Here is a 26,229-nt window from a genome sequence, read left to right as displayed (position 1 = left end):
CTCAGCCGGGCCGCCTTCGGCCTGACGTTCCCCCGGCACTGTACGGCCTGGCCCGGCACCGCACGGCCCGGGGAAATTACCAATTGACTTGGTAGGAAATAAAGGCAATCCTGAAGAGGACATCGCACGCCATCCCTGCGAGGTACCTCCATGTCCGTTCTTGAACTGGACACCCCGGCACGGACCGAGCCCCACCCCGGCCCGCGGATCCGGCGCCGGCGGCTGCCGGGAAGAGCCTGGCAGCGCTGGATCAGCCCCCTGGTCCTCGTGCTCGCCTGGCAGGTCGCGAGCACGACCGGCCTGCTGCCCGTCCGACTGCTCGCCGCGCCGTCCACGATCGCCGCGACCGCGGTCGACCTGGTCCAGGCGGGGACGTTGCCCACGGCGATCGCCGTATCGCTCCAGCGCGTCCTGATCGGCTTCGCGGCCGGGGCGATCGCGGGCGTCGGCCTCGCCCTGGCCGCCGGACTGAGCCGCAGGGGCGAGAACGCGATCGACCCGATCATGCAGATGCTCCGGGCGCTGCCGTTCTTCGGGCTCATCCCGCTCTTCATCCTGTGGTTCGGCATCGGCGAGGCGCCGAAGGTGCTGCTCGTGGCCCTCGCGGTGTCCTTCCCCCTCTACCTGAACACCTTCGCGGGCATCCGCGGGGTCGACGGGAAGCTGGCCGAGGTCGCGCGCACGGTCGGGCTCGGCAGGACTCAGCTCATCCGCCACATCGTGCTTCCCGGAGCGCTCCCCCAGACGCTCGTCGGCCTCCGGCAGAGCCTCGGCGTGGCGTGGCTGGCGCTCATCGTCGCCGAGCAGGTCAACGCCAACGCCGGCCTCGGCTACATGATCAACGACGCGCGGGAGTTCCTCCGTACCGACGTGATCGTCGTGGGCCTGCTCGTCTACAGCGCGCTCGGGCTGCTCACCGACGCGCTCGTCCGCCTGCTCGAAAGGAGGGCCCTCACGTGGCGACGCGAGTTCCTGGCCCGCTGACCGGCACCGCCGCGCCCGCCGTGGCCGCCGTCGAGGGCCTCACTCGAAGGTTCGGCGAGCGCACGGTCCTCGATCGGCTCGATCTGGAGATCACGCGCGGCGAGTTCATCGCACTGCTCGGCCGCAGCGGCTCCGGCAAGTCGACCCTGCTCCGCGCGCTCGCCGGGCTCGACGACGAGGCCGAAGGCGGCCTGAGCGTCACCGGCTCCGTGGCGGTGGCCTTCCAGGAACCGCGGCTCGTCCCCTGGAAACGCGTCCACGCCAACGTCACGCTCGGCCTCGCCGTACCCGACGCGAAGGACAGGGCCGACGCGGCCCTGGCGGAGGTCGGCCTGACCGAGCGGGCGGGCGCCTGGCCGCTCACGCTCTCCGGCGGCGAGGCGCAGCGGGCCAGCCTGGCGCGCGCCCTGGTCCGCGACCCCGACCTGCTGCTGCTCGACGAGCCGTTCAGCGCCCTGGACGCGCTGACCCGGATCACCATCCACCAACTGGTCCTTCATCTGTGGTCCGTCCACCGGCCGGCCGTACTGCTGGTCACCCACGACGTCGACGAGGCGCTGCTGCTCGCCGACCGCGTGCTCGTCCTCGACCGGGGATGCATCGCGCACGAGTCGGCCGTCCCGGCGCCACGGCCCCGCCACCGCGACCATCCGGACCTCGTCTCGCTCCGCACGACCCTCCTCGCCGCCCTCGGCGTGTCCCCCGAAGGAACCACATGACCAGGAAACTGCTCGCGGCCCTGTTACTCATCGCGCTGTCCGGCACGGCCTGCGCCTCCACCGACCCGGCCGGCGGCTCCGCGTCGAGCGATGGCGCGGGCGGCTCGGGCGTCACCCTGCGGGTCGGCGACCAGAAGGCCGGCTCCCAGGCCCTGCTCAAGGCGGCCGGTCTGCTCGACGGGACGTCGTACAAGATCACCTGGTCGCAGTTCACGTCGGGCCCGCCGATGCTGGAGGCGATCAACGCGGGCGCGGTCGACGTCGGCGGCGTCGGGAACACCCCGCCCGTCTTCGCCGCGGCGGCCGGTTCGAAGATCAAGGTGGTCGCGGCCTACCGGCAGAACCTCGCCGGCGCCACGATCCTGGTGCCACAGGGCTCGCCGATCACCGCGCCCGCGCAGCTCAAGGGCAAGAAGGTCGCGGTCGCCAAGGGCAGCTCGGCGCACTACCACCTGCTCTCCGTGCTGAAGAAGGCCGGGCTGTCGTTCACGGACATCCAGCCGCAGTACCTGCAGCCCGCGGACGCGCTCGCGGCGTTCACCTCCGGGACCGTCGACGCCTGGGCGATCTGGGAGCCCTTCACCTCCCAGGCCGAACTGCAGAACAAGGCCAGGCTCCTGGTCGACGGCAACGGCTACGTCAACGGGCTCAACTTCCAGGTCGCGGCGCCGGGCGCCCTCGACGACAAGGGGAAGGACGCGGCGATCCGCGACTTCCTCACCCGCCTCGCCAAGGCCAGGACCTGGGCCGTCGGCCACCAGCCCGAGTGGGCGGCGGTGTGGGCGCAGGAGACCGGCCTTCCCGTGGAGGTCGCGAACGCGGCCGTGGCCAACACCCTGGCCACGCCGATCGTGATCGACGACTCGGTCGTCACGTCGGAGCAGCAGATGGCCGACGCGTTCGGCGCCGAGGGACTGATCCCCGGCGGCCTCAAGTTCTCGGATTTCGTCGATGACCGGTTCAACGACGTCGTAGCGAAGGGCCAGCAGTGAAATTTCATTGGTTCCTGCCCACCACGGGCGACAGCAGGGCGATCGTCGGCGGCGGGCACGGCCTGCACCGGGCGCATGGGCATTCGGCGGCCGAGGTGTACCGCCCGCCGTCGGTCGACTACCTGGGCCAGATCGCCCGCTCGGCCGAACAACTCGGCTTCGAGGCCGTGCTCACCCCGACCGGCACGTTCTGCGAGGACGCGTGGCTCGTGACGGCCGCGCTCACTCAGGTGACCAAGCGGCTGAAGTTCCTCGTCGCCTTCCGGCCCGGCGCGTTGTCCCCGACCCTCGCGGCGCAGATGGCCGCGACCTACCAGCGGATATCCGGCGGGCGGCTCCTGCTCAACATCGTCACCGGCGGGGAGACCGTCGAGCAGAAGAGGTTCGGCGACCACCTGTCCAAGGACGAGCGGTACGCGAGGACCGACGAGTTCCTCTCGATCGTCAGGGGGGCGTGGGAGGGGCCGTTCGACTTCAAGGGCGCCTACTACGACGTCGAGGGCGCACAGGTCGCCGAGTCGCCCTCACCCGTTCCCGAACTCTATTTCGGCGGCTCGTCGGCCGCCGCGGGGCCGGTCGCGGCCAGGCATGTGAACGTCTACCTGACGTGGGGCGAGCCGCCGTCGCAGGTCGCGGCCAAGCTCGACTGGATCAGGGAGCTCGCCGCGGCCCAGGGCCGTACACTGCGCTTCGGCATCCGCCTGCACGTGATCACCCGGGACACCTCGGGCGAGGCGTGGGAGGAGGCCCAGCGGCTGCTCGACCGGATCGACCCGGCGGACATCGCCTCGGCGAAGGCCATCCTCGGCCGCAGCGACTCGGTGGGGCAAAAGCGCATGCTCGCCCTGCACTCTGACTTCGACGGCGGCAAGGCCCGGGACCTGGAGATCCACCCCAACCTGTGGGCGGGGGTGGGCCTCGTCCGGGGAGGGGCGGGGACGGCCCTGGTCGGCAGCCACCAGGAGGTCGCCGACCTGATCGAGGAGTACGCCTCCCTCGGCATCGAGGAGTTCGTCCTGTCCGGCTACCCCCACCTGGAGGAGGCCTACTGGTTCGGGGAGGGCGTGCTGCCGGAACTGCGCCGCCGGGGCCTGCTCGAGGCCGCCGCACCGGCGCTGCGCAGCGCCTGAACCCTCCTGCGATCCCTCGCCCACGCCCTCACCGTGCGCCGAAGGCGCCCGGCCGGGGTCACACCCGGTCGGGCGCCTCGCCGCGGTCGTGGATGAGGGCGCTCAGCTCGGACACCGCCTTGCGGGACCGCGCCCGCTCCGTGCTCTGGATGCCCATCGCGCCCAAACTGAGGCCGTTCGCCAGATCGAGCTTGGGCCAGGGGTCGCCTTCGGCCATCGTGACGTCGAGGACCTCCGGCCATTCGTAGCGGTGCACCCTGAGCGGATTCACCACCGTGATCCCCCGCTCGTCGGCGACGACCCGGGCGCGCCCGAGCAGGTGAAGCAGCCCCGCCACGAGGCAGCCGAACGCCACCAGGCCGATCCTGTCGGGCAGCCTGAACTGCTCGGGCAGCATCAGCGCGAGGACGACCGAGCCCACGACCATGACCACCGCCAGGCCGTACGCGATGATCGGGGTCTGGCGGGGGCGCCACGTCACCGGCAGTGACGGCGGTCTGCGCTCATCCATGACGACCCGCCGAGGGATCGGGGACGGCGCGGGGCGCGCCGCCGGGGACGGCCTCGCGGGGCGCGCCCGCGCCCTCGCGGACGCCCCCCGCCGGCTTCTGCATGATCACCAATTGGGTCTTCCCAGTTGAGATGGCCACGATGCGAACCTGTGCATGATCACGGAATGCGTCCTGGCCGGTCAAGCGAGCTCTCCGCGAATCCGTGCATGATCACGCGGAGGGGGTGGGGAGGGTGCGGAGGAGGAGGGCGGTCTCCAGAGCGGCGACGGTGGCCTCGTAGCCCTTGTCCTCGGCGCTGCCCGGCACGCCCGACCTGTCGACCGCCTGGTCCAGCGTCTCGCAGGTGAGGACGCCGTTGCCGACCGGAGTCGCCTCGTCGAGGGACACCCGGGTGAGGCCGGACGTCACCGAGTCGCAGACGTAGTCGAAGTGGGCGGTCTCCCCCCTGATCACCGCACCCAGCGCGACCACCGCGTCGTACCGCCTGGCCAGGGCCTGGGCGACCACCGGGATTTCCAGCGATCCGGCCACGCGGACCGTGACGACCTCGGCGCCGCAGTCCTGCGCCGCCTGTACGGCTCTCGCCAGCAGCTGGTCGGTGATCTTCTCGTGCCAGCGTGCCGCGACGATGCCGACGGTCAGCCCGCCCGCGTCCACGCTCTGCGCCACCGGGCGCCCGTCCCCGCTCATCAATGCTCCCCTTCCGGGATGTCGTGCGAAATGTCATGCGGGATGTCATGGCCGAGGCGCTCCCGCTTGGCCGTGAGGTACTTCTCGTTGTACGGGTTGATGGCCGCGGGCATGGGCTCACGGCCGAGGACCTTGATGCCGAAACCGTCCATGCCGCGCACCTTGGCGGGATTGTTGGTCAGCAGCCTGACCGACTTCACCCCGAGGTCGGCGAGCATCTGGGCGGCGTTGGAGAACTCCCTGGAGTCCACGGGAAGGCCGAGCTCCAGGTTGGCGTCGACCGTGTCGCTGCCGTTGTCCTGCAGGTTGTAGGCGCGGAGCTTGGCCAGCAGGCCGATCCCCCGCCCCTCGTGGCCGCGCAGGTAGACGACCACGCCGCGGCCCTCCTCTGAGATCATGCGCATGGCGTTGTCGAGCTGGACGCCGCAGTCGCACCGCAGCGAGCCGAGCACGTCGCCGGTGAGGCACTCGGAGTGCGCCCGCACCAGGACGTTCTCCCCGTCGGCGAGGTCGCCGTAGACGAGGGCCAGGTGCTCGCCCCCGTCGAGGGAGCTCGCGTAGCCGTAGGCGCGCCAGATGCCGTACCGGTTGGGGATCCGCGTCTCGGCGACGCGCGTGACCACCCGTTCGGACCGCTTGCGGTACTCCATCAGCTGCTCGATCGAGATGAGCGCCAGGTCGTGCTCGTCGGCGAATTCCCGCAGGCGGGGCAGCCGCGCCATCGTCCCGTCGTCGTTGACGACCTCGGCGAGCGCGCCCGCGGGCGACAGCCCGGCCAGCCTGGCGAGGTCCACAGCCGCCTCCGTGTGGCCCTGGCGGACCAGCACGCCGCCCTCGCGGTAGCGCAGCGGGAAGATGTGGCCGGGGCGGACGAGCTCGTTCGGCTCGGTGGCGGAGTCGCACAGCGTCCGGATCGTCTTGGCGCGGTCGGCGGCGGAGATCCCCGTCGTCACGCCGTCACGGGCGTCGACGCTGATCGTGTACGCCGTCCGGAGGCGCTCCTTGTTCTGGTGGACCATGAGGGGCAGCCCGAGCCGGTCGAGCTCCTTGCCCTCCATGGCCACGCAGATCACGCCGCTCGTATACCTGATCATGAAGGCGACCACCTCGGGCGTCGCCTTGGCCGCCGCGAAGATGATGTCGCCCTCGTTCTCGCGGTTCTCGTTGTCCACCACCACGACGGGCCTGCCGTCGCGGATGTCGGCGATCGCCCGGTCGACCGGATCGAGCCTGATGTCCGTCACACCGTCACCGCTCTCAACTGCCGCGACTGGCGCAGCCAGTCACGGAACCCGAAGGCCACCATGACAAGGAAGATGCCGTAGACCGCTCCCGAGACCACCAGGCCGGACGAGAACGCCAGCGGCACGCCGATCACGTCGACGGCCACCCAGATCACCCAGAAGTCCACCAGCGCCCGCCCCTGTGCCCAGGTCGCCACGGCGCTGCCGACGAAGATGTACGCGTCCGGCCACGGAGCCCACGAGATGTTCAGGCCGCGCGAGTTGAGGTAGGTGAACAGCAGCGCCACCGCCACCGTGCCCAGCGCCATCACCGCGACCACGAGCGTCCGCTCCCATGCGGCGGCCGACCTGATCGGCAGGGCGGCGCCGCCGCGCGTGCCCCGCGACCAGCGGACCCATCCGTAGACGGCCAGCGCGCCGAACAGCGCCTGCTTGAGCGCGTTGCCTGTGATGTGCGCGCTGATGGAGGCGGCGAACAGGAGGGCGGACGAGGCGAACTGCACCGGCCACGTCCAGATCGTCTTCCTGATCGCGAGCCAGACCGTCGTCAGGGCGCCCACGTTGCCGACCAGGTCGGTCCAGAGCACGTGCTGCCCCGCCACGTCGAATCCCGCCTCGGTCCAGCTCATGGCCGTGTCCCCAGGGTGAGCTTCTCGACGTACTTGGCGATCACGTCCACCTCGAGGTTGACCGGCTCGCCCGGCTGCTTGCCTCCGAGCGTGGTGAGCCCGAGCGTGGTGGGGATCAGGCTGACGGCGAAGGAGTCGGCGTCCACCGCGGCCACGGTCAGGCTCACCCCGTCGACCGTGATCGACCCCTTCTCCACCACGTAGCGGTTCAGGTCGGCGGGCAGGGAGATCCGGACGACCTCCCAGTGCTCGGCGGGTTCGCGCGACAGCACCTGACCGGTGCCGTCGACGTGGCCCTGGACGATGTGGCCGCCCAGCCGCTGGTCGGCGCGCACGGCCCGCTCGAGGTTGACCGGCGACCCGGGCCGCAGCGCGCCCAGGGACGAGCGGTCCAGGGTCTCCTTCATGACGTCGGCGGTGAACGCGTCCCCCTGGACGTCCACGACCGTGAGGCAGACGCCGTTGACGGCGATCGAGTCTCCGTGCCGGGCGTCGCCCGTGACGACCTTTCCGCGCACCGACAGGCGCGCCGCGTCGGCCTGGGGCTCGACCGCGACGACCTCGCCGAGCTCCTCGACGATTCCGGTGAACATTCAGCTCTCCTTAGGTGGTGCCGGCCGCAGGACGAGCCTGAGGTCCGGTCCGATGGGGGTCACTTCCTCGAACTCGAGGCGGAGGATCTCGCCGATCGTGGTCACGCCCGCCGGTCCGAGGGCGGCCGCCCCCGATCCCAGCAACGCGGGCGCGACGTAGCAGACGACCCTGTCGACCAGGCCTTCTCTGAGGAAGGACCCGGCGAGGGTCGGTCCGCCTTCGAGCAGCGCACTCATGACCTGCCTCCCGTGCAGCTCAGCCATGAGCGCGTGGAGGTCTATTCCGCCGGGGGCGCGCGGCAGCCGTACGGCCTGGCCGAGGTGCGCGGGGACCTCCGCGTCGTCCGCGACGGCGACCAGCGCCGGCTCCTCGCCCGTCAGGACCTGGGCCGAGGCGGGCGTGCGGGCGCCGGAGTCGACGACGACCCGCAGCGGCCGGCGAGCCGGGCCCTCAGGCACGCGGGCGGTGAGCAGGGGGTCGTCGGCGAGGACCGTGCCGATCCCGGCCATGACGGCGTCGCTCCCGGCCCGCAGCAGGTGCACGTCGGCCCTGGCCTCGGGGGAGGTGATCCACTTGCTGGTGCCGTCCTCGGCCGCGGACCGCCCGTCGAGCGTCGCCGCGAACTTCCAGGTGACGTACGGCCGGCGCTCGCGGATGAACGTGAGCCAGGCCACGTTGACCCGCTCGGCCTCCTCGGTCAGCACACCGGTGACGACCTCGATCCCGTTGCGGCGCAACCGGTCGACGCCGCCCGCGGCCAGGGGGTTGGGGTCGGTCACGGCGACCACGACCCGCGCGATGCCCGCGTCCATCAGCGCGCCGGTGCACGGCCCGGTCCTGCCGGTGTGGTCGCAGGGTTCGAGGGTGACGTACGCCGTGCCGCCCCTGGCCCGGTCGCCCGCCTCGCGCAGCGCCACGACCTCGGCGTGGGGGCCGCCGGCGTAGGCGTGGAATCCTTCTCCCGCGACCTGTCCGGAGGCGTCGAGGACCACGCACCCGACGACGGGATTGGGGCTCGTGCCACCGTGGCCGCGCGCGGCCAGCGCGATCGCGCGGCGCATGTGAATGATGTCCTGCGGACTCACCCGGGTCGTCCTCTCGCCTGTGTCGCCACGGCGGGCCCCGGGGGTGGACGGACGCGATAACACGTCACGTCAGCGGACGACGGACGCCCTCCGGGCACCGTCATCCGCTCGCGCGCTGCCTCCCATCCGGACTTTCACCGTCGGTCCTGGAGTCTCACCAGGTCCACCGGCCGATGGCTTCGGCCGGGTCGCGGACTTCACCCGTCGCCCTCCAGAGGAGGTCGCGAATGTCACCGCCGGTTCGGAATTACACCGACCCCGGAGCACGCTTGCTCTGTCTTTACCAGTGTGCCATGGGTGGCACGGTCACCATTGTGCAGGATCCAGTCAAACCGGGCACAACCGGCCCGTCTGGGCCCTTTCGGCCGTCCCCTAAGTCCCAGGCACCACACCGACCACCGGCCGGTGTGCGGACTATCCTCACGGCGTCCGCGTTGTGTCACGAAACCATGACACATTTAGGGTTCAGCTGACGTTAAGTGTCATACCGATCGTTTGACCAGGTCAACCGGCAATGGGACACAAGCTGGTTTACTTTGAACAACGAAGTAGACGAAAAACCGTGCTGCTCCGGCGAAGCGATTGACCCGCGGAAAATAAGTTGTCAGGGTTCCTTCCAGTCGGATATCGCCGACCGTTATCGGCTTCTGGGAGCACCGCACAACATGACGTTCCCCTCCTCGACCACGGCGGAGACGGGCGCTGACGCCGTCGACACGGTGGCCGCAGCAGCCGGGTCCTCCGCCGCCGCCATCGTCGGGCGATCGCCCGGGCAGTTGATGTGGCGGCGCTTCCGCCGCGACCGGACCGGCATGATCTCGGCCGCCGTCGTGATCGCGTTCCTACTGATCGCGCTGCTGGCGCCGGTGATCTCATGGGCGTACGGCAAGGATCCGAGCACCACCTACGGGCTGAACGAGCCCGGCCTGCTCAACGAGTACGGCTACCCGATCCTGCCGAACGGCGGCATCAGCGGCGACTTCTGGTTCGGCCTCGAGCCGGGCCTCGGCCGCGACGTCCTGACACAGCTCGTGTACGGCATCCGCACGTCGATCACCATCGCGCTCATCGTGACGGTGTTGTCCACTGTCATCGGGGTCACGCTGGGCATCACCTCGGGCTACGTGGGCGGCAAGATCGACTACGCGATCGGGCGGGTCATCGACACCCTGCTGGCCTTCCCGTCGCAGCTCTTCCTGATCGTGCTCGTCCCGGTTGTCGACGCCGCCCTGGTGTTGCCCGACCAGGAGTCGCCGACCTGGCTCAGGTTCGTGTCGATCTGCATCGTGCTGACCGTGCTCGGGTGGGCCACGACGGCCCGGCTGCTCCGGGCGCAGGTGCTGTCCCTGCGCGAGCGCGAGTTCATCGAGGCGGCCCGGGTGACCGGCGCGTCACCGGCACGGGTCATCTTCAAAGAGCTCATGCCCAACTTGTGGACCCCGATCATCATCCAGGCCACGCTCGCGCTCCCCCTGTACGTGGGCGCCGAGGCCGGCCTCGGCTTCCTCGGCGTCGGGATGCCGCAGACGACTCCTGACTGGGGCCGCATGTTCCAGGTGGGCTCCACCGTCTATCACTCCGACGTGACCTACCTCCTGTTCCCGGGCGTGTCGATGCTGATCTTCGTGATCGCCTTCAACCTGCTCGGAGACTCGATCCGCGACGCTTTCGACCCAAAGACGAAGCGCTGACCCCCCTAGGAAGGACCACATGAGATCGCATCGCAGGCGAATCGCCACAGCGACGGCCGTGCTCGCCGTCGGCGCACTGGCGCTGGCCGGCTGCGCCAAGGGCGGAGGCGGCGGCGCCCCCTCCGGGGCCGCGTCGAAGCCCCCGCTGGAGAACAAAGCGGTCAGTGCGATCACCGTCGGCACCGCCGCGGACTCCACCGGGCCCGCGCCCGAGGTCGCCGGCGCCAAGCCGGGCGGCACGGCCAACATGATCGACCGTGACGACTTCAGTCACCTCGACCCGGGCCGCGTCTACCTGAACTACAACGCCATGGTGTCGGCGCTGTTCACCCGGCAGCTCACCAACTACAAGGAAGACGCGTCAGGCAGCATCAAGCTGGTCGGCGACCTGGCCACGGACACGGGCACCACCACCGACGGCGGCAAGACGTGGAAGTTCACGCTCAAGGACGGCGTGAAGTGGCAGGACGGCTCGGCGATCACCTCGGGCGACATCAAGTACAGCTTCGAGCGCCTGTTCGCCGACTTCATCACCGAGGGCCCGATCTACGCGCAGTCCTGGCTCGTCCCCGACGCCTCCAAGCCCTACCGCGACCAGTACAAGGGCCCGTACGACGGCAAGGAGCTCGACACGATCGAGACTCCTGACGACAAGACGGTGGTCTTTCACCTGAACGCGCCCCACCCGGACTTCAACTTCACCGTGGCCATGACCGGCTACGGCGCGGTGCCGAAGGCCAAGGACACCAAGCAGAAGTACGACAAGCAGCCGTTCTCCTCCGGCCCGTACCAGATCGTGAGCCACGTCACCGGCAAGTCTCTCGACCTGGAGCGCAACCCGAACTGGGACAAGACCACCGACCCGATCCGGCACGCCTACCCGGACAAGTTCCACATGGAGTTCGGTCTCCAGTCGCAGCAGTCGACCGAGCGGTTCCTGGCCGACACCGGCTCCGACAAGCAGGCGTTCACCTTCCACAACCCGGTCGCGCCCGAGCGCGTCCAGGAGGTCCTGAACAACCCCGAGGCGATGAAGCGGTCCCTTCAGGGCCTGACCCCCTTCACCACCTTCTACAACATCAACACCAAGCGGGTCACGGACGTCAACGTCCGCAAGGCGATCATCACCGCATGGCCCTCGAAGCAGCTCCAGCAACTCCAGGGCGGCGAGACCGCCATCGGCAAGATCGCCACCACGGTGATGAGCCCGACCGTCCTCGGTTACGAGGCCTCCGACCTGTACGGCAAGCTGGCCAAGCCCGATGGCGACCCCGAGGCGGCCAAGAAGCTGCTCGCGCAGTCGAGCACGCCGAACCCGACGATCGTCTACGCGTACAACCAGACGCCCGTCCAGGAGAAGGTGACCATCGCCATCAAGGACGCGCTGAGCAAGGCCGGCATCAACGTGGTCGCCAAGCCGCTCAACTCTGCGACGTTTTACGACGCCATCGGCCCGGTGGACAACGAGTACGACGTCTACTGGGGCGGCTGGGCGGCCGACTGGCCGACCGGCTCGACCGCGATCCAGCCGCTGTTCGACGGGCGCCTCATCGGGGACAACCAGTCGAACTACTCGCACCTGAACGTTCCGGAGATCAACACCGCCATCGACCAGGCCAACACGATCACCGACCCCACCGAGGCGGGCAAGGCGTGGGCCGCGATCGACCGGAAGATCATGGAGCAGGCCGCGATCGTCCCCGAGTTCTACCAGACCTACTTCGGTCTCTACGGCTCGGGCCTCGGCGGCGTCAGGTTCGACCCGATCCAGGGCGAGCAGTCCGCGCTCGACATCTGGGTCAAGTAGCAGCGACCGGCCCCGTCGCCCCGCCCCGCAGGCGGGGCGGCGGGGTCGCCGGCCCGTTCACCGTCACGACGAGTGCGAGATCATGACCAGCTTTCTGGTACGCCGGGTACTCGGCGCCATCGTGATCCTGATTCTCATCAGCCTGATCACGTTCTACCTCTTCTACGCCCTGCCACGGGATCCCGCCCGGGCCTTCTGCGGCAAGATCTGCCCGCCGGCGACCCTGGAGCTGGTCCGGCACAACCTGGGGATGGACAAGCCGCTGTTCGTGCAGTACTGGCTGTGGCTGTCCGCCATCTTCGTGGGCCGTGACTTCACGCAGTTCGGGCCGTGCCCGGCTCCCTGCCTCGGATACTCCTTCGCCACCCAGGAGCCGGTGTTCGACGCCATCGTGGACCGGTTCCCGGTGACCCTGTCCCTCACGATCGGCGCCTCCGTCGTCATCCTGTCGTTCGGGATCCTGACCGGCATGCTCGCGGCGTGGAAGGTCGGGCAGCCGCTCGACAAGATCGCCAGCTCCTCGTCGGTGATCGGCGCCTCGCTGCAGATCTACTTCGTCGGCCCGCTGGTGGTGTTCTTCGTTGTGGACACCCTCGGGCTGCTCCCGCGCCCCTCGTACGTCCAGTTCACCGAGGACCCGCTCACCTGGTTCGTGCATCTGCTGATCCCGTGGCTGGTGTTGTCGATCATCTTCACCGCCAATTACACCCGCATGACCCGCTCACAGATGCTCGAGCAGCTCGCCGAGGACTACGTCCGTACGGCGCGGGCCAAGGGGATGTCCGGGCGGTCGGTCTTCTTCCGGTTCGCCTGGCGGGGCGCGATGATCCCCATCATCACGATCTTCGGCGTCGACCTCGCGACGCTGCTGGGCGGCGCGATCATCACCGAGCAGACCTTCACCCTCCACGGCATCGGCGAGCTGGCCGTACAGGCCGTGCAGAACACCGACCTGCCGATGCTCCTGGGGGTGACCGTGATCGGCGCGGCCGCCATCGTCTTCCTGAACATCGTGGTCGACGTGCTGTACGCGTTCATCGACCCCCGCGTCCGGCTGAACTGAGGCGGAGGTCTTCCCGCATGCACGCCGTACCCGCCCGCACCGAGCAGACCGAGCAGTACAGAAGCTGGAGCAGTAAGTGACCACCGTGTCGTGGAGCAGCGAGCCGGGGACCTCACGCGGCCCTGGGCCGTTCCTGTCCGTCCGTGATCTCAGCGTGCGGTTCAGCACCGAGGACGGCGTCGTCCGCGCCGTGGACGGGCTCTCCTTCGACGTGGAGAAGGGCACGACTCTCGGCATCGTGGGCGAGTCCGGGTCGGGCAAGTCCGTCACCAACCTCACCGTCCTGGGCCTGCACGATCCGGCGCACACCGAGATCGACGGCGAGATCTGGCTGGAGGATCAGGAGCTCGTGGGGGCCTCGGGCTCCACCCTGGAGAAGCTGCGGGGCAACCGGGTCGCGATGATCTTCCAGGACCCGCTGACGTCGCTGTCTCCCTTCCACACGATCGGGCGGCAGATCGGCGAGGTGTACCGCAGGCACAGGGGCGCGAACCGGAAGGAGGCTCGTGAGCGCGCGATCGAGATGCTCGAACGTGTGGGCATCCCGCAGCCTGCCACCCGCGTGGACCACTACCCCCACGAGTTCTCCGGCGGCATGCGCCAGCGCGCGATGATCGCCATGGCGCTCGTCTGCGACCCCGACCTGCTGATCGCCGACGAACCCACCACCGCGCTCGACGTCACCGTCCAGGCACAGATCCTCGACCTGCTCAAGGATCTGCAGCAGCAGTTCGGCACGACCATCATCCTGATCACCCACGACCTCGGGGTGGTCGCCAGCACCGCCGACAACGTCCTGGTGATGTACGCGGGGCGGGCCGCCGAGCAGGGCACGGTCCGCGAGGTCCTCAGCAAGCCCCGTCATCCGTACACCTGGGGGCTCCTGTCCTCCATGCCGCGGCTGACGTCGTCGGTGGACGTGCCGCTGGTGCCCGTCCGCGGCACCCCGCCGAGCCTGCTCTCCCCTCCCGCGGGTTGCGCCTTCCATCCCCGGTGCGACTTCTCGCAGTTGGTCGGATCGGACCTGTGCTTCACCCAACGTCCGGACATCTCTCCCGAGAGCGGGCATGGCGACGCCTGCTACCTCACCCTCCAGCAGAAGAGGGACATCCGCACCGGCGACACCAAGGAACAGGCATGAGCGAGACGCTGCTGGAGCTGCAAGGGCTGACGAAGCACTTCCCCGTCCGGGGCGGCATGATCATCAAGCACCAGGTCGGGAGTGTCCACGCCGTCGACGGGGTCGACCTGACGGTGGGAACCGGGGAGACCGTGGGTCTCGTCGGCGAGTCGGGCTGCGGCAAGTCCACCACCGGCCGCCTCGCCTCCCGCCTGCTCGAGCCGACGGCCGGCAAGATTCTTTACCAGGGCCGCGACATCAGCCACAGCTCGCGGCGCGAGCTCGCGCCGATCAGGCCGGAAATCCAGATGATCTTCCAGGACCCGTACAGCTCGCTCAACCCCCGGCAGACCGTGGGCACGATCATCCGCAGCCCGATGGAGATCAACGGCATCAACCCCGAGGGCGGCAGGAAGAAGCGGGCGCAGGAACTGCTGGAGATCGTCGGCCTCAACCCCGAGCACTACAACCGGTTCCCGCACGAGTTCTCGGGTGGACAGCGCCAGCGCATCGGCGTCGCCCGCGCCCTGGCGCTCAATCCCAAGCTCATCATCGCGGACGAGCCGGTGTCGGCGCTCGACGTCTCCATCCAGGCCCAGGTCGTCAACCTGCTCCAGCAACTGCAGCGCGACCTCGGCATCGCGTTCCTGTTCATCGCGCACGACCTCGCGATCGTCAGGCACTTCTCACAGCGCGTCGCGGTGATGTACCTCGGCAAGATCGTGGAAGTGGGCGACCGCCAGTCGATCTACGAGCGGCCGAGGCACCCGTACACGCACGCCCTCCTGTCGGCCGTTCCCGAGCCCGATGTGAACGCCGAGCAGCGCGAGCGCATCCGCCTGGCGGGCGACGTGCCCTCTCCGATCAACCCGCCGTCGGGCTGCCGCTTCCGCACCCGGTGCTGGAAGGCTCAGGACAAGTGCGCGACGGAGGTTCCGCCGCTGATCCAGCTGAACGGCAACCGCGAGGGGCACCTCACCGCCTGCCATTTCCCCGAGGCGCCCACCGTCCACGGAGACGACGTGGTGCTCGACCCGGCTCTCGCCTGACCCCCGTTCACGCGACACGAAAAGCGTGCCGCGCCGGCGCCTCGCACCGGTTCGGCACGCGTCCGCGTGAGCCCGGGCTCAGCCCTTGTCGACCAGCGCCCGCAGATCCCGTACGGCCTGCGCCGGGTCCTGTGCGCCGTAGACGGCGTTGCCGGCCACGAACACGTCGGCTCCGGCGTCGGCGCAGCGCTCGATGGTCTCGGCCGACACGCCGCCGTCCACCTGGAGCCAGACCTCGCCGCCGAACTTGTCGATGAGCCCCCGAGCCTTGACGATCTTGGGGAGCATGATGTCCAGGAAACTCTGCCCGCCGAATCCGGGCTCGACGGTCATGACCAGGAGCATGTCGATCTCGGGCAGCAGGTCCTCGTAGGGATCGACCGGCGTCGCGGGGTTGATCGCGAGTCCTGAGCGCGCACCGGCCGCGCGGATCGCGCGGAGCGTGCGCACGGCCGCCTTGGCCGCCTCGGCGTGGATGGTGACGCTCGCCGCACCGGCCTCCGCGTAACCGGGCGCCCACCGGTCCGGGTCGTCGATCATCAGATGACAGTCGATCGGCGTGGAGGTCGTCTTCAACAGGGCCTCGACGACGGGCAGCCCCAACGTCAGGTTGGGCACGAAGTGGTAGTCCATGACGTCCACGTGGAGCCAGTCGGCGACGCCTTCGACCCGGGCGGCCTCGTCGGCCAGTCGGGCGAAATCGGCGGACAGGATGCTGGGCGAGATCTGTACGGCCATAGTGCCAGCAGTCTATTTCGCCCGGGCGACGCTCAGATTCCACCTGGCGCGCCCTTGCGCCTGATTCAACTCATCGGTATATATCGTCTACATGAAGGATCGATCCATGCAGGAACCCACGTTCCTGATCCTCACGGCGCTGGCCGCCGGCCCCCAGCACGGTTACGGCATCATCACCGACGTCCTGGAGATCTCCGGCGATCGGGTGCGGCTACGCGCCGGCACGCTCTACGCGGCGCTCGACCGCCTCCAGGGTGAGGGCCTGATCGAGACCGACCGCGAGGAGGTCGTCGACGGGCGCGCCCGGCGCTACTACCGGCTGACCTCCGCGGGAGCGAACCGCCTGTCCGTCGAGACCGAGCACCTGCGCCGAAACGTGGAGACCGCCGCCGCGCGGCTACGCCGCCGCCCCGGCCTCGCGCTCGGGGTGTGGTCACCCGTCCTCCGCGCGACGACCATGGACGGAGGCGTCGCGTGAAGACACTCGAGCAGCGTTATCGCCGATTACTGCGGTGGTATCCGAAGGAGCACCGCGCCCTGCACGAGGAGGAGATGATCTCCGTCCTCCTCGCGGGGTCCGCCGCCGGGCAGACCCGCCCGGCCGCGCGTGACGCGTTCGACCTGGTGAGCGGCGGACTGTCCATCCGGCTGCGCCGCGCGGTGGGACCCGAGTCGCGCGAGCACTGGCTCGCGGCGCTCAACCTGGCGGCACTGATCGGGCCGATCATCCTGATGGTCATGGAGCTCACCCGAGCCGCCGGCCTCGCCGTGGACACTCTCCGGGGATTCTCGCCCCCCGAGACCCTGCTGAAGACGCTGGCCTTCGCCGCCCCCTATGGGCTGATCGCCGTACTGGCGTCGGCCGGGCGAGGGAAGGCCGCCGCCATCTGCGCGTGGGCCTGGCTGCCGCTCTACGTCTGGCTGATCATCAGCCCCGACCTGGGCCTGTCCGCGTATTACGTGATCACGGGCACCGGGACCACCAGCCCTCTGGCGACCTCACCGCTGATATTCCCCATCTGCCTGGTCGCCGCCATGCTCACCCTCGCCCCTTCACCAGGGCCCGGCCCGCTGGGCACCCGGCGGTTGCTCGCCTGGACGGCCGTGTCCCTGGCGGCGCTGGTGCTGGGTGGAGTGTTCGCCCCGTACGGCGGCTGGCTTGTCCTTCTCCTGCTGGTATGCGCGCTGACAGCCGCGTTACGCTCTCCCACCGGGCGCAGGGCGGCGATCGTGCTGGTGCCCTGGCTGGCTGAGGAGACCGGCTGGATCCGGACGGAATGGACGCTCCCGGTCACCGTCGCGCTCACCGCGGCCGCACTGACCCTCATGGCGTGGCTCGCGAGAGCAGGCCGCGTGCCATCGGCGTCCGGCGGCGCTCCGGGGTGATCCCGGAGCGCCTCACCTGCGGCGCATCAGCGCGACGAACATTGCGTCGGTGCCGTGCCGATGCGGCCAGAACTGGGCGTACGGCCCGTCTCCCAGGTCCGGGACCTCGGGCAGGAACTCCCGTGCGTCCAGCATGTCCACCCGGTCGGCGACGCCGTCCACGACCGCGCGCGTCTCGGCGAGGTGCGGCGAGCAGGTGACATAGGCGACCACGCCGCCGGGCCGTACCGCCTCGAGCGCGGAATCGAGCAGGCGGCGCTGCAGAGACGTCAGCTCGGGGATGCTCCGGGGGTCTCGCCGCCAGCGGGCCTCCGGCCGCCTGCGCAGCGCGCCGAGCCCCGTGCAGGGGGCGTCGAGCATGACCCTGTCGAAGGCTCCGGCACGCCACGGGGGCCGGGTCCCGTCGGCGGTCACGACCTCGGCGTCCTTGGTGGTGCTCCACACCAGGCGGGCGCGGTGATACTGCGCGTCCGCGGCCAGCAGGTGTCCCCCGCCCTGTACGGCGAGCGCGTCCAGCAGCCCGGCCTTGCCGCCCGGTCCCGCGCACATGTCGAGCCAACGGCCGTCGTGGTCGAGCGGCACCCTCGTGAGCGCGAGAGCCACGAGCTGGCTCGCCTCATCCTGTACGGCCGCGCGCGCCTCTCCAACAGCACGCAGCGAACCGGGGTCGCCCTCGGGCAGGTAGACGCCGTACGGCGAGTACCTGGCCCGCTCGCCTCCCGCCTCGACGAGCTCCTCGACGGAACAGCGCCCGGGACGGGCCACCAGGGCCACACGCGGCCGGTCGTTGTCGGCCGTCAGGACGGCGGCCGTCTCGTCGACGTCGCCTCCCAGCGCGTCGCGGAGCGCGCTGACGATCCAGCGCGGATGGCTGTGGGCGACCGAGAGGTGGCCGACGGGGTCCTCGTCGAGCGGAGGGGCGACGATCGCGAGCCACTCCTCGAGCGTCCGTCCGGCGACCTTCCGCAGCACGGCGTTGGCGTAACGCGACGGCCCCGCCCCGACCCGGAGCCGCACGAGGTCGATGGTCGCGCTCACGGCGGCGTGCGGAGGGATCCGGGTCTTGAGGAGCTGGTGGACGCCGAGCCGGATGGCGTCGAGCAGCGGCGGGTCCACGTGCTCGGGAGCACGGTCGCTGCACGCCGCGATGATCTCGTCGTAGGTGCCGAGGCCGCGCAGGGTGCCATAGGCCAGCTCGGTGGCGAGCGCGGCGTCGCGCCCGCCCAGCCGCCGCTGCCGCAGCAGTGAGGGCATGAGCAGGTTGGCGTACGCGTCACGTTCGTCGACGGCCCTCATGAGGTCGTAGGCGGCGTTGCGCGCCTCGTCCCTCGTCGGGCGCGGGGGACGGCGACGGCCCCCGGAAGCGCCGCCTCCACGCCCCTGAGAACCTCCACCACGCCCTCGGGAGCCTCCCGACGCGCCCTGCGTCCCCTGGGTGCCCCTGGCGGCCCCTCCGCCGCCCGTCTGGCTGCTCATCGGCGTCAGCCCAGCCGGTCCTGGCCGGTGACGCGGACCCCGCGCGCCCACTCGGCCGACGTCATGACGCGCTTGCCCTGGGGCTGCACCTCGCCCAGTTCGACCGGGTGGCTGCCCGTTCCGACGAGCACGGCCTTCTTGGTCGCGGCGACCTCCCCGGGCTCGAGCTTGTCCGCCTCGGGCGCGAGCCGTACGGGACCGAGCTTGACGCGCTGGCCCCGGAACTCCGTCCACGCGCCGGGGGCGGGTGTGCAGGCGCGCACGAGCCGGTCCACCCGCATGGCCGGAGCCGACCAGTCCACCCGTCCGTCCTCCACATCGATCTTGGGCGCGACGCTCACGCCGTCGGCGGGCTGCGGCCGCGCATCGAGGACGCCGTCCTCGACGCCGTCGAGCGTCGCCACGAGCAGCCCGGCGCCCGACTCCGCGAGCCGCGCGAGCAGGTCGCCGCTGGTGTCGTCCGGCCGGATCTCCTCGGTCACCACGCCGAAGACGGGCCCGGCGTCGAGCTCCTTCACGATCCGGAACGTCGACGCCCCCGTGATCTCGTCGCCGTGCAGGACGGCGTGCTGGACCGGGGCCGCGCCCCGCCACGCCGGCAGCAGCGAGAAATGAAGATTTATCCACCCATGGGTAGGGATGTCCAGTGCGGTCTGCGGGAGCAGCGCTCCATAGGCGACGACAGGACAACAATCTGGGCCGATCTCACGCAGGCGTTCGAGGAAGGCCGGATCTCCGGCCTTCGCCGGCTTGAGCACCTCGATGCCCGACTCTTCGGCGAGCTGGGCCACCGGGCTGGGGTGGAGTTGCCGTCCCCGCCCCGACTGCGCGTCCGGACGGGTCACGACCGCCACCACCTCGTGGCGGGGCGAGTCCAGCAGGGCGCGGAGCGAGGCGAGCGCGGTGTCCGGTGTGCCGGCGAAGACCAGGCGCACTACAGGGCCCTCCCGTGGGTGGCGTGCGGAGACAGCTTCACGGCCGGCGCGGACAGGCCGCTCCACTCGGCCTCGCGCACGGCCTTCATCGCCAGCTTGCGCTGCTTGGCATCCATCCGGTCGATGAACAGCACGCCGTCCAGGTGGTCGGTCTCGTGCTGGAAGCACCGCGCCATGAGGTCGGTGCCCTCGAGGGTGATCGGCTCACCGTGCATGTCGAAGCCCTTGGCGACGGCCCGGATGGCGCGCGGCGTCGGGAAGGCCAGGCCGGGGAACGACAGGCACCCCTCCTCGCCCTCCTCGTCGAGCTCGTCGGACAGGTCGAGGTCGGGGTTGATCAGGTGCCCCAGCTGCTCGTCGACGTAGTAGGTGAACACCCGCAGGCCCACACCGATCTGCGGCGCGGCGAGACCTGCTCCGGGCGCGTCCATCATCGTGTCGGTGAGGTCCTTGACGAGCTTGCGCAGCTCCTTGTCGAAGTCGACCACCGGCTCCGCCGGAGTGCGCAGCACCGGGTCGCCGAACAGGCGGATCGGCTGGATGGCCAACGGTGGGCTCCATTCACGTCGTGTTCTGCGGGATCACCACAGTTTACGGGCGCGAACGGGCCTTCATCGCCGTCTTCCTCGCCACCTTGGCGATCACGGGGTCGGGATGGTGCGCGCTGAGCATCTCCAGGACGGCGAGCGCGTCGGGATGGCCGCTGCGTCCCATCGCGGGCATCAGCGACAGCAGGTCCTCACCGAGGATGTCGTACTGCGTCATCGAGTCGACCGGAGCGGTGATGTAGAGCAGGGCGGCGAGGGTGTCCACGGCCACCCAGGCGCCGTCCCCCTCCCCCAGCGCCGGCGCGTCGAGGTCCCGCACGCCGAGCCAGGCCGCGGCGTAGCGCGACATCATGGGCTCGCCGAGCGCCTCGCGGACGGCGGGCTCCGCCTCCGGGCCCAGCTCCTCCAGGATGGTCCCCGCCGTGCCCCGCTGGGCGGCGTTCCCCGAGGCCGCGATCTTGATCAGCTCGCGCGCGGCGTCCTCCGGCATCCGCTGCTCCAGCCAGAGCGTGGCGGCGCTCGCGGACGCCTTGCCCTGCAACATCGAGTCGACCAGCTCCGCGGCGGTCAGCGCCGCGAACCCGGCGACCTCGTGCAGCGACGGCGCGTCATGGCCCTCCCTGAGCAGGTCGCGGCGCACGGCCCACACGCCGGGCTGAGTGAGCCTGACGAGATCGCCGGTCACCTCGATCAGCCCGCAGTACTCCAGCAGCCGCATCGCCTCGGCCAGCTCCCCGGGCAACGTCATCCGCAGCCGCTTGAGCTCCGTCTGGCGCGCCTCGCAGCCGACCTCGTGCGCCTGGAGGATGCCGGTGGCCAGCGCCGCGACCGGCATGCCGTCACGGACCGAGTAGATCGTCGCCAGGATCTCGGTGAGATGCTCGTCGACGACGCTCGACCCGGTGAGGCCCTCGTCCGTGCGGTCGAGCACGTCCATCACCACGCCGTCCCAGAACTCCATGGGGTCGGCGACACCGGGGCCGGGACGCGCTCCCGCGCGGGTGATCTCGATGAGGCGGCCGTTCACCGCGACGACCCACAGCAGGTGGAGCCGCTTGGCGGCCAGACCCAGCTCGGCGACGGCGGCGCGCGCGTCTTCGGTGGTCGGCAAACCCTCTTCCGTGACCTCCCGGACCCCCGTCCAAGCGGCCAGGCGTTCGGCATCCCGCACCAGGGGGATCGCCTGCACCGCGTGGGTCAGCTCCGCATCGGGGGCGAGCTCGACCGGCGGAAAGGTGAGCACGTCGCTGTCGGCCATTCCAGCAACTTACTCCACACGCGTTACCGGATGCCCCGCGAACGTGCCTTGAACGCCGCCTTTCGGGCAGCCTTCGCTGCCGTCTTGTCAGGAAGCGAGTTGCCGAGAAGCTCGAGAACCTCGACGACGTCGGGGTGGTCCACCTCCCACATGTCGTCGATCAGATGGGCGGGAGGGCCTGACAGCGCGATGTTCTCCGCGAAGCCCTCAGGATCGGCCTCGGCCGCGGGGAGGGCGAGCGCGAGCATGTCGACGCTGAGCCACAACACCTCGTCCTGGGTCAGCGCCGGGGCGTCGAGCCCACGGGCGGACAACCAGTGGATCGCGTGCGGCCGCAACTCGGCGTCCTCAAGCTGGGCTCGCACCACGCCTGCGGCCTCCTCCCCCAGCCTGTCGACGATCGTGACGGCGATGCCGCGGACCTCGGCGGGCGCGCCCGCGACCGCCCCGAGCAGCTCGGCCGCCGCCGCCTCAGGAGTGCGCCTCGACAACCACGCGACGATGTCCCGCTCGGCCACCTCCGTCGGGAGCCCGTCGGTGATCAGCCCGGCGATCAGGCCGCTCGCGTCCCCCTCGGCCAGGTCAGCCGCGATGGGCGCGGACACGCCCATCGCCTCGTATCGCGCGCGAAGCCCCCACAGGCCGTGGGCGGTCAGGGTGAGGCCGTCACCGTCGTACTGGACCGTTCCCGCGTGTGCGAGGTCGTGGAAGGCCCTCTCCAACTGATCGATCGGACGGTCGTCGGCGACCTCCTCGAGGTAGTCGCGGATCGCCTCCATGGGAACCGGCGCCTGCAGCCGGTAGAGCAGGTCGTGGATGGAGTAGATCTCCTCGTCGACGATCTCCACGCCGGTGACGCCGGTCGGGGCCTCGACGAGGAAGTCCACCGTCCCGGCCCACAGGGTGAGGACGTCGTCGTCGGGCAGCGAGGCGAGCGGCGCGAGCCCTTCCCGGGCGACGACGGCGGTCCCCTCCAGCCGGGCCAGCCCCAGGTCGAGCGCGAGCCGCCAGGCGAGGGCCGGTCGGCCGACGCCGGCCTCGGTCAGCTGCCGCGCGTCCTTGACCCGCAGCGTCCTGCGCACGGTCGCGGTCCGCCCCTCGCCGGCCATCCAGGCCGCGACGCGGTGGGCGTCGTGGAGCAGCGGCACCTCCCGTACAGCTCTCGCGACCTCCTGCGGGGATGCCAGCCGCACCGGCGGCAGCGGCGCGTAGCCCGGACGGTCGAACCCCTCTCCCGCGGTCTCGTCGAGCGCGTCCCGCCCCGGGTCCGTGCCGCCGTCCGCCAGGTCGAGGGAGTCCGCCCCTATCGCGCTGAAGATGCTCTTGGCCATGCCGAACTTGGTGGTGTCGGCCAGCGCGCGGGGCATCTCCGGCTCGATCGCGTCGATCGTGGTGCGCATCCGGGCGGCCGACTTGATGCCGATCTCACCGGTGTCCAGCAGGAACTCGACCAGCGTCCGCGCCGCCGCCACGGTCTCGGGCGCGCTCTCCGGCGGGGCGATGACCTTACGGGGATAGATCTCCAGCAGGAGCTCCTCGAACGTGCCCGCACGGAAGTCGCCGAGTTCGTTGACCTCCAGGTAGTCGCTGGCGTAGTCGCACAGCAACCGCACCTCGTCGACGTCGACCTCGACGCCCTTCTCGTGCCCCCACGCGCGAAGGCCTTCGATGGCCAGGTTCACCCATTCGATCGACACAGGGAGACGCTAACGGGTTACTGACAGCATCGCGAATCGGTCAGATCAGGTCCAGTGGATCGATGTTCACACGGACCACGTCCGCCGCTTTGCGCGCGGACCGAACGCCGCCCGCTCCCTTGAGCGCTCTGGCCAGCTTCGATCCCCGATCGCGCGAAATCCTGATCATGGCCCGCTCCAGCCCGCCGTCGACCGGCACCGGCCCCAGGATCTGCGCGCCGCCGGGCAGCTCGGTGTCGGCCAGCATCTCCCTGACGGCCGCGGCGGGGCCGGTCAGCGTGGCCATCCGCACCGCGGGCGGGAACCCCAGCTCGGTCCGGTCGGCCAGTTCCCGCTCGGAGAAGGTGACCGGATCCCACCGCAGCAGCGCCTGTACGGCCGGCACCGTCGAATCGGCGAGCACGACCACCTCGGCTCCCGGTCGCGTCAGCGCCGCGGCGTTCATCCACCGCCGCAGCGCCTCCTCCCCCGCGCGCAGGTCGGGCCGGCCGAGCAGGGCCCACCCGTCCAGGAGCACGGCGGCCGCGTACCCGTCTGCGGGCATCGGCTCGGCCCCCGGCGTGGCGACGACCAGCGCGGGAGCCGCGCCGACCGTGGCGAGGACGCCGTCGCGGCCCGAGGTCCTGACCGTGACCGAGGGGAACGCCCGGCCGAGCTCCTCGGCGGTCCGGCGGGCGCCGACCACGACGGCGCGCACCCGGACGCCGCCGCAGGCGGAACAGCGCCAGTCACCCGCCACCCGCCCGCACCACCGGCAGTACGGCATGGCATGGCCGCCGCGGAGCGCGAGCGGCCCCCCGCACACCGGCCCGTCCGGCGCGCCGCTGGTGATCGCACCGCACCTGGCCATGGCACGGCACTGGGCGCAGGCGAGCGCGGGAAGGTAGCCCCGCCGCGGAACCTGGACGAGCACCGGGCCGCTCTCCAGCCCCTGCCTGAGGGTCCGCCACGCGAGGCTCGGCAGCCGGGCCGCGCGCGCCGCCTCGTCGCGGGCCAACTCGGCGTCGTCCCCCGCCGGGCGGACCCTGGGCGCCCGCGCCCTGACCTCCTCGCGCCGCGGCGTGAGCGGCGCCGCCCATCCCGTCGCGACGAGCTGGGCGGCCTCGGCCGTCCGCGCGTAACCGCCGATCAGCATGGCGGCCTCCGCGCGATGCGCACGCAGCGCCAGCACCTCGCGGGCGTGCGGGTACGGCGCCAGCCGATCGGCGTGGACGTCGTCGCCGTCGTCCCAGATGACGACGAGCCCCAGGCTCGGGACCGGGGCGAACGCGGCGGCGCGGGTGCCGACGACGGTCCCGACCTCTCCGCGCAGCGGCTTGAGCCAGCGGCGGTAGCGTTCGGCCGGGCCGAGGTCCGCGGTGATCGCGACGTGCGGAATGCCGGTGAGCGCCCTCTCGGCCACCGCGACGTCCTTGCCGTCCGGCACGACCACCACCACTCCGCGCCCGCTCGCCAGCGTGACGCGCACCGCCGCGGCGACGGCCGCCGGCCACGCCGGACCTTCGGCGTCCGTTCCCGGAAGCGCCGACCAGACGGCGCGCGGAGCCCGTCCGGCCGCGAGAGCGGTCAGGAACGAGTGCCCGGCCGGATAGGCCGCCCAGGCTCGCTCACCGGCCTGCTCGTGGCCGTCAGCGCCCTCTGTGCCCGCCTCCCCGGCCGGGACCTCCGCGCGCGGCTCCGCTTCCACCCTGGCGTGGCGGGGCGGCACGGCCAGGCGCAGGACGTCGGACATCGTCCCGGCGTAGCGGTCGGCCACCGCCCTGGCCAGGCCCGCGATCTCGGCCGTGAGGACCGGTTCGGGCGAGATCACGCGGTCGAGGAACGACAGCCTGCCCTTGTGGTCGCTTCGCTCCAGCCGTTCGAGGAGGAAGCCGTCGGTCAGCTGGCCCGAGAAGCGCACCCGCACCCGGCAACCCGGCACGGCGTCCGCGGCCAGTTCCGCGGGCACCAGGTAGTCGAAGGGCCGGTCCAGATGAGGCAGCGGGGAGTCGATCACGATGCGCGCGACCGGCGACTCCTCCGCGGCCTGCTTCGTCCCCTTCTCCCGGGTACGCCGGGAGGCCTTCCTGGGATCAGGAAGGAGCGCCTCCTGGGGATAGGGTTCGCTGGTCGGCTCGGTCACGTCTACGTCCTACCAGACCAGGCCGACGCGGGACGCACGGCTACGGGCTGGCGGTGTCATGAACAGCGAGAACAGACTGCCGGTATGGCTTCGGGAGACCGAGGCGGAGGGCCGTTGGACGGCCGCCGCCGCGGTCATCGCCGTGATCGCCATCCATGTGGTGCTCCGGACGATGCTCGACGTCAGCCCGCTGTGGCTCATGCCCGCACTCGAGTCGGCCCTGCTCGTCGGCCTCATCATCGCCAACCCGGTGAACTTCACGCGGGAGAGCCGCTTCCTGCGGGCGGCCAGCCTCACCTTGATCGGCGTCATCAGCGCGGCCAACGCCTGGATCATCGTCCGTGAGGTCGCCCGGCTGGTCGGCGGCCACGAGCACGACGCCGCCCGGCTGCTCGCGACGGGCGCGGGTGTCTGGATCATCAACGTCCTGCTCTTCGCGCTGTGGTACTGGGAGCTCGACCGGGGCGGCCCGGTCGCCCGGTCCAAGGCCCGCTGCCCCTACCCCGACTTCCTCTTCCCCCAGATGAGCGAGCGCGAGGTGGCGCCGCCGGACTGGCGGCCGACCTTCACCGACTACCTCTACCTCGCGTTCACGAACGCCACCGCGTTCAGCCCCACGGATGTGATGCCGCTGTCGCGCTGGGCCAAGATGGTGATGCTGGTCCAGTCGGCGACATCGCTGGTCGTGGTGGCCCTGGTGATCGCCAGGGCGATCAACGTCCTCACGTAGGCCGGCGAGGGGCGCGGGGCCGGCCTCGCG

Annotated in this window: 26 protein-coding genes and 1 riboswitch; of the genes, 12 read left to right on the top strand and 14 right to left on the bottom strand. The window is 70.8% G+C overall.

From position 1 onward, the window contains the following. Positions 1-150: 150 nt before the first annotated feature. Genes Pph01_RS01795 through Pph01_RS01780 form a run of 4 tightly spaced genes read left to right on the top strand, consistent with a single transcriptional unit; the run spans position 151 to position 3,825 of the window. Positions 151-984 carry an ABC transporter permease gene (locus Pph01_RS01795; protein WP_204071092.1) on the top strand — a complete coding sequence of 278 codons (834 nt, stop codon included), beginning with the start codon at positions 151-153 and terminating at the stop codon, positions 982-984. After that, on the top strand, positions 957-1,703 hold the full coding sequence (locus Pph01_RS01790; protein WP_204071091.1) for an ABC transporter ATP-binding protein: 747 nt from the start codon (positions 957-959) through the stop codon (positions 1,701-1,703). Before Pph01_RS01795 ends, Pph01_RS01790 begins: the two co-directional genes overlap by 28 nt. Further along, positions 1,700-2,695 carry an ABC transporter substrate-binding protein gene (locus Pph01_RS01785; protein WP_204071090.1) on the top strand — a complete coding sequence of 332 codons (996 nt, stop codon included), beginning with the start codon at positions 1,700-1,702 and terminating at the stop codon, positions 2,693-2,695. The genes Pph01_RS01790 and Pph01_RS01785 overlap by 4 nt, the downstream gene beginning before the upstream one ends. After that, positions 2,692-3,825 carry an LLM class flavin-dependent oxidoreductase gene (locus Pph01_RS01780; protein WP_204071089.1) on the top strand — a complete coding sequence of 378 codons (1,134 nt, stop codon included), beginning with the start codon at positions 2,692-2,694 and terminating at the stop codon, positions 3,823-3,825. The genes Pph01_RS01785 and Pph01_RS01780 overlap by 4 nt, the downstream gene beginning before the upstream one ends. A 58-nt stretch (positions 3,826-3,883) precedes the next feature. Here Pph01_RS01780 and Pph01_RS01775 read toward each other — a convergent pair whose 3' ends face one another. From Pph01_RS01775 to ribD, 7 genes are all read right to left on the bottom strand, one after another. After that, complete coding sequence (locus Pph01_RS01775) at positions 3,884-4,336, bottom strand: PH domain-containing protein (RefSeq protein ID WP_204071088.1); 453 nt, start codon at positions 4,334-4,336, stop codon at positions 3,884-3,886. Next, the gene (locus Pph01_RS01770) at positions 4,329-4,475 is read right to left on the bottom strand and encodes a hypothetical protein (RefSeq protein ID WP_204071087.1); all 147 of its coding nucleotides are present in this window, start codon (positions 4,473-4,475) and stop codon (positions 4,329-4,331) included. The genes Pph01_RS01775 and Pph01_RS01770 overlap by 8 nt, the downstream gene beginning before the upstream one ends. 72 nt (positions 4,476-4,547) lie before the next feature. Continuing rightward, entirely contained in the window at positions 4,548-5,027 is a 480-nt protein-coding gene (gene ribH / locus Pph01_RS01765; protein ID WP_204071086.1) for a 6,7-dimethyl-8-ribityllumazine synthase, read from the bottom strand. Further along, positions 5,027-6,271, bottom strand: coding sequence for a bifunctional 3,4-dihydroxy-2-butanone-4-phosphate synthase/GTP cyclohydrolase II (locus tag Pph01_RS01760; RefSeq protein WP_239116348.1), 1,245 nt, complete (start codon positions 6,269-6,271; stop codon positions 5,027-5,029). Before Pph01_RS01760 ends, ribH begins: the two co-directional genes overlap by 1 nt. Beyond that, on the bottom strand, positions 6,268-6,900 hold the full coding sequence (locus tag Pph01_RS01755; protein ID WP_204071085.1) for a nicotinamide mononucleotide transporter family protein: 633 nt from the start codon (positions 6,898-6,900) through the stop codon (positions 6,268-6,270). The genes Pph01_RS01760 and Pph01_RS01755 overlap by 4 nt, the downstream gene beginning before the upstream one ends. Continuing rightward, the gene (locus Pph01_RS01750; RefSeq protein WP_204071084.1) at positions 6,897-7,493 is read right to left on the bottom strand and encodes a riboflavin synthase; all 597 of its coding nucleotides are present in this window, start codon (positions 7,491-7,493) and stop codon (positions 6,897-6,899) included. Before Pph01_RS01750 ends, Pph01_RS01755 begins: the two co-directional genes overlap by 4 nt. Beyond that, positions 7,494-8,579: a bifunctional diaminohydroxyphosphoribosylaminopyrimidine deaminase/5-amino-6-(5-phosphoribosylamino)uracil reductase RibD gene (gene ribD, locus Pph01_RS01745; protein ID WP_239116347.1), complete on the bottom strand. Its 1,086-nt coding sequence runs from the start codon at positions 8,577-8,579 to the stop codon at positions 7,494-7,496. It abuts the gene before it with no gap. Positions 8,580-8,687: 108 nt separating this feature from the next. After that, a riboswitch (FMN riboswitch) is annotated at positions 8,688-8,850 on the bottom strand. A gap of 394 nt (positions 8,851-9,244) precedes the next feature. Here ribD and Pph01_RS01740 point away from each other — a divergent pair. The 5 genes from Pph01_RS01740 to Pph01_RS01720 all read left to right on the top strand — a co-directional run bounded on the left by Pph01_RS01740 (position 9,245) and on the right by Pph01_RS01720 (position 15,309). Next, positions 9,245-10,270 carry an ABC transporter permease gene (locus Pph01_RS01740; RefSeq protein WP_204071083.1) on the top strand — a complete coding sequence of 342 codons (1,026 nt, stop codon included), beginning with the start codon at positions 9,245-9,247 and terminating at the stop codon, positions 10,268-10,270. 19 nt (positions 10,271-10,289) lie between these two features. Further along, positions 10,290-12,077, top strand: a complete 1,788-nt coding sequence (locus Pph01_RS01735; protein WP_204071082.1) for an ABC transporter substrate-binding protein — start codon at positions 10,290-10,292, stop codon at positions 12,075-12,077. 82 nt (positions 12,078-12,159) lie between these two features. Continuing rightward, on the top strand, positions 12,160-13,140 hold the full coding sequence (locus Pph01_RS01730; protein WP_204071081.1) for an ABC transporter permease: 981 nt from the start codon (positions 12,160-12,162) through the stop codon (positions 13,138-13,140). Between the two features lie 76 nt (positions 13,141-13,216). After that, positions 13,217-14,281, top strand: a complete 1,065-nt coding sequence (locus tag Pph01_RS01725; RefSeq protein WP_275412781.1) for an ABC transporter ATP-binding protein — start codon at positions 13,217-13,219, stop codon at positions 14,279-14,281. Then, complete coding sequence (locus Pph01_RS01720) at positions 14,278-15,309, top strand: ABC transporter ATP-binding protein (protein ID WP_204071080.1); 1,032 nt, start codon at positions 14,278-14,280, stop codon at positions 15,307-15,309. The genes Pph01_RS01725 and Pph01_RS01720 overlap by 4 nt, the downstream gene beginning before the upstream one ends. A gap of 78 nt (positions 15,310-15,387) precedes the next feature. Here Pph01_RS01720 and rpe read toward each other — a convergent pair whose 3' ends face one another. Continuing rightward, positions 15,388-16,047 carry a ribulose-phosphate 3-epimerase gene (rpe, locus tag Pph01_RS01715; protein WP_204071079.1) on the bottom strand — a complete coding sequence of 220 codons (660 nt, stop codon included), beginning with the start codon at positions 16,045-16,047 and terminating at the stop codon, positions 15,388-15,390. Positions 16,048-16,153: 106 nt separating this feature from the next. Between rpe and Pph01_RS01710 the strand changes: the two genes are divergently transcribed. Continuing rightward, complete coding sequence (locus Pph01_RS01710) at positions 16,154-16,525, top strand: PadR family transcriptional regulator (protein WP_204071078.1); 372 nt, start codon at positions 16,154-16,156, stop codon at positions 16,523-16,525. Further along, positions 16,522-17,433 carry a hypothetical protein gene (locus tag Pph01_RS01705; protein WP_204071077.1) on the top strand — a complete coding sequence of 304 codons (912 nt, stop codon included), beginning with the start codon at positions 16,522-16,524 and terminating at the stop codon, positions 17,431-17,433. The genes Pph01_RS01710 and Pph01_RS01705 overlap by 4 nt, the downstream gene beginning before the upstream one ends. Before the next feature lie 12 nt (positions 17,434-17,445). Here the strand turns inward: Pph01_RS01705 and Pph01_RS01700 are convergent, their stop codons facing one another. From Pph01_RS01700 to Pph01_RS01675, 6 genes are read right to left on the bottom strand one after another with little or no spacing between them, the layout of a single operon-like run. Then, positions 17,446-18,909: an RsmB/NOP family class I SAM-dependent RNA methyltransferase gene (locus tag Pph01_RS01700; RefSeq protein ID WP_204071076.1), complete on the bottom strand. Its 1,464-nt coding sequence runs from the start codon at positions 18,907-18,909 to the stop codon at positions 17,446-17,448. A gap of 5 nt (positions 18,910-18,914) precedes the next feature. Next, positions 18,915-19,844 carry a methionyl-tRNA formyltransferase gene (gene fmt / locus Pph01_RS01695; protein ID WP_204071075.1) on the bottom strand — a complete coding sequence of 310 codons (930 nt, stop codon included), beginning with the start codon at positions 19,842-19,844 and terminating at the stop codon, positions 18,915-18,917. Further along, the gene (def, locus tag Pph01_RS01690; protein ID WP_204071074.1) at positions 19,844-20,392 is read right to left on the bottom strand and encodes a peptide deformylase; all 549 of its coding nucleotides are present in this window, start codon (positions 20,390-20,392) and stop codon (positions 19,844-19,846) included. Before def ends, fmt begins: the two co-directional genes overlap by 1 nt. Positions 20,393-20,435: 43 nt before the next feature. Continuing rightward, entirely contained in the window at positions 20,436-21,650 is a 1,215-nt protein-coding gene (locus tag Pph01_RS01685; RefSeq protein WP_204071073.1) for a hypothetical protein, read from the bottom strand. 23 nt (positions 21,651-21,673) lie between these two features. Continuing rightward, positions 21,674-23,347, bottom strand: a complete 1,674-nt coding sequence (locus Pph01_RS01680) for a hypothetical protein (RefSeq protein WP_239116346.1) — start codon at positions 23,345-23,347, stop codon at positions 21,674-21,676. A 40-nt stretch (positions 23,348-23,387) separates the two neighbouring features. Next, complete coding sequence (locus Pph01_RS01675) at positions 23,388-25,469, bottom strand: primosomal protein N' (RefSeq protein ID WP_204071072.1); 2,082 nt, start codon at positions 25,467-25,469, stop codon at positions 23,388-23,390. A gap of 58 nt (positions 25,470-25,527) precedes the next feature. On the opposite strand from Pph01_RS01675, the gene Pph01_RS01670 reads away from it, so the two are divergent. Then, the gene (locus Pph01_RS01670; protein WP_204071071.1) at positions 25,528-26,199 is read left to right on the top strand and encodes a DUF1345 domain-containing protein; all 672 of its coding nucleotides are present in this window, start codon (positions 25,528-25,530) and stop codon (positions 26,197-26,199) included. Positions 26,200-26,229 lie beyond the last annotated feature (30 nt).

The sequence above is a fragment of the Planotetraspora phitsanulokensis genome, assembly GCF_016863295.1.
Lineage (GTDB): Bacteria > Actinomycetota > Actinomycetes > Streptosporangiales > Streptosporangiaceae > Planotetraspora > Planotetraspora phitsanulokensis.
This window is presented reverse-complemented; position numbering and strand designations above follow the sequence as displayed.